The 1,260-nt window shown below is 43.2% G+C and carries 2 pseudogenes; one reads left to right on the forward strand and one right to left on the reverse strand.

The window, feature by feature from the left end:
• Positions 1–184: 184 nt before the first annotated feature.
• Positions 185–571: pseudogene (locus tag FJR06_RS13465) on the reverse strand (alpha-amylase family glycosyl hydrolase); the annotation flags it as partial.
• Between the two features lie 217 nt (positions 572–788).
• On the opposite strand from FJR06_RS13465, the pseudogene FJR06_RS13470 reads away from it, so the two are divergent.
• A pseudogene (locus FJR06_RS13470) lies at positions 789–1,094 on the forward strand (AAA family ATPase); the annotation flags it as partial.
• Positions 1,095–1,260: the final 166 nt, after the last annotated feature.

The raw sequence follows: 1,260 nt of genomic DNA on the forward strand, positions 1-1,260 counted from the left end.
CAACACATTATGCGTACAGAGTTGGGAATTTTGAATCGGTAATTGTCCCGTTGAAAGTACATTACAAAAGTACACCGAATTTACCAACTCCAAGGCGGTAATGAAAAAATATTCAAGGCGGTTAAAACCGCACGAGTCGTTTCCCTCTTAGCACTGAAGTGTCTGAGTTTCCCACTTACCGGGTATTTTTATGATTAAATACGCCATCAAGAACTATTTTCATATTGCGGGCGTGGGCGGCATCTATTAATACTCGCAAAGCCTGATTACCCCCCAACATCGGATCAACCTGGTAATAATCATGGGTATGATAACGATGATTACTAGCAGATTGAAAAATGGGTGTAAAGTAAATTGCATTCACCCCTAAACTTTCGATATAGTCTAATCGTTCTATCACACCCCACAAATCACCACCTTTATAGCCTTGGTATGTAGGTGGTGCATCCCAGACTTCTAAATTGCTATTATTTAAGAAGCTGTGACGGGAATGCTGACTTCTAGCAAATCTGTCGGGGAAGATTTGATAGAAAACCGCGTGTTTAACCCAATCTGGCGTTTGAATTTCCATAAATACATCTATGAGCAACTTAACATATAGCAATTTTAAACCAGATGTAAACAACCCCCTTGTATTTCCCCCTGTGTCCTCTGTGTCTCTGTGGTTCGTTTAAAATATATTGTTGCCATACATTTAGTTACCAAATTTCCCTTCTTTCTTGGTCACGAAATGATAAATAATTGGTACACTTAGTTATTTAACCCAGTTTACAGTTAACCAGTGCCTCATGGTATATGTCAAGCGCGTTGAACTTACCAATTTTAAATCCTTCGGTGGGACTACTGCTGTCCCTTTGTTACCGGGGTGTACCGTCATATCTGGTCCTAATGGTTCTGGGAAGTCAAATATTCTAGATGCTTTGTTGTTTTGTTTGGGACTGGCTAGTTCTAAGGGTATGCGGGCGGAACGTTTACCGGATTTGGTGAATAATGCTCAAAAACATAAGGGGCGTTCGGCGCTGGAAGCTAGTGTAACTGTGACTTTTGATATTTCGGATGTCTCTCGCAGAGGTGCGGAGGCGCGGAGGGAGGAAGTGGGGGAGGTAGGGGAAGTGGGGGAGGTAGGGGAAGTGGGGGAAGTGGGGGAAGTGGGGGAAGTGGGGGAAGCTGTCTCTTATACACATCTAGATGTGTATAAGAGACAGACATATCAGAGATAACAGGTTTACCGTCAGCCCTTTCTAACCATGCACGCGGTCC

It is taken from the genome of Dolichospermum sp. UHCC 0352 (assembly GCF_009711925.1).
Lineage (GTDB): Bacteria > Cyanobacteriota > Cyanobacteriia > Cyanobacteriales > Nostocaceae > Dolichospermum > Dolichospermum lemmermannii.